Source organism: Roseomonas sp. TS2 (genome assembly GCF_058833935.1).
The window spans coordinates 1-1,183 of the sequence record NZ_JCACVY010000358.1 but is presented as its reverse complement, the minus strand read 5'-3'; the positions used below and the strand labels follow the sequence as shown (position 1 = coordinate 1,183).

1 protein-coding gene is annotated in these 1,183 nt (G+C 72.3%); it reads right to left on the bottom strand.

Annotated elements, in window-relative coordinates; translation table 11 throughout:
* Nucleotides 1–1,183: DEAD/DEAH box helicase family protein (locus ACZJYS_RS24370; RefSeq protein ID WP_493180655.1), on the bottom strand; the 1,183-nt coding region annotated here is incomplete at both ends.

The following is a 1,183-nucleotide window of genomic DNA, read 5'->3' as shown; positions in this document are numbered from 1 at the left end:
GGTCGCTTCGTCCACCAGCGCCTCGGCCTCGGCCAGCAGCGCGTCCTCGGCGGTGCCGGAGACCCATTCCCGCCCCTCCTCGATCAGCGCCGGCACGGCGAGCGGCGAGACGCGCTCCAGCTCCACATGGCGGATGCGCCCCTGGATGCGCGCCAGCAGCGCGCCGATGCGGCCGACATCGGTGAGCCCCGCCGCCGCCTCGGCGCGCGTCGCGCGCAGCAGGATGTGATCGGGCTGGTGGCGGCGCAGCACGTCGTAGATGAGGTCGGCGCCCATGGTCATCTGCCGGCCGGACTTCTCCTGGCCGGGGTGGTTCTTCTCCAGCAGCCCGGCGATGGTGGCGATGTTGCGGAAGGTGCGGCGCAGCATGGAGCTGTCGGCGATCCATTCCTCCAGCTCCTCGCCGAGCAGGTCCTCGGTGAAGAGGGCAGCGGCGTCGGCCACGGGAAAGGCGGACCATGTGGCCACCACATAGTCGGTGGCCAGGAAGCCGAGCGGGCCGAGCCCCAGCCGCTCCATCCGCTTGGTGACGAGCATGCCCAGCGTCTGGTGCGCCAGCCGCCCCTCGAAGCAATAGGCCACGGTGAACCACCGCCCGCCGCGCGGGAAGCTTTCTATCAGTAGCCCTTCGGCGGGGGGCAGCTCGGAGGCGTGGGCCTGGAGCTTCAGCCAGTCCCGCACGGGCGCGGGCAGGGCGCGCCACTGGCGCGGATCGGCCAGGATGCCGCGCACCCGGCGGGCGAGGTGGGTGGAGAGCGGCAGCCGGCTGCCGGCATAGGCGGGCACGCGCGGCTCGCCCTCGCCGCCGCGGCTGACGATGACGGCACTGACATCGAGCGCCTCGTAGCGCAGCACCTGGCCGCCGAAGATGAAGGTGTGCCCCGGCTCCAGGGTGGAGACGAACCATTCCTCCACCTCGCCCAGCACCGGGCCGCCGCGCAGCCGCACCTTCATCAGCGGCGTCTCGACGATGGTGCCGAGGTTCATCCGCAGCTGCCGCGCCACCTGGGGCCCGCGCACATGGACCAGCCCCTCGGCGTCCTGGAACAGCTTGCGGAACCGCTCATAGCCGGAGAGGGCGTAGCCGCCATCCGCGACGAAGCGCAGCACGTCGTCGAAATCCTGGCGGGCGAGGGCGGCGTAGGGGGCGGCGCGGGTCACCTCGGCATAGAGGTCATCGGGG